Source organism: Zoogloea sp. LCSB751 (assembly GCF_002028455.1).
Lineage (GTDB): Bacteria > Pseudomonadota > Gammaproteobacteria > Burkholderiales > Rhodocyclaceae > Zoogloea.
The window spans coordinates 1-234 of the sequence record NZ_MWUM01000652.1; the positions used below are offsets into that span (position 1 = coordinate 1).

Consider the following 234-nt stretch of genomic DNA (forward strand, 5'->3'; position numbering starts at 1 on the left):
TCTGCCTGCCATCAGCGAGGCGAATATCCTCAGTACTTTTGAGGAGCTACATCTGAACAAAATGGATGTATTTGAGCGTGGCATTATCAATGTCTTCAAAGGGCTGTCGTGGGATTACAAAACCAATAGTCCCTGCAGCTTTGGTAAAAAGATCATCGTCAACAATTTGGTGACGCATAACCGCTGGGGATTTAGTTTGAATTGGGGTTGGCGACGGGATCAACTAGCGGACCT

Annotated in this window: 1 protein-coding gene; it reads left to right on the top strand. The window is 46.2% G+C overall.

Annotated elements, in window-relative coordinates; translation table 11 throughout:
* Nucleotides 1-234: DUF4942 domain-containing protein (locus tag B4920_RS28055; protein ID WP_139379794.1), on the top strand; the 234-nt coding region annotated here is incomplete at both ends.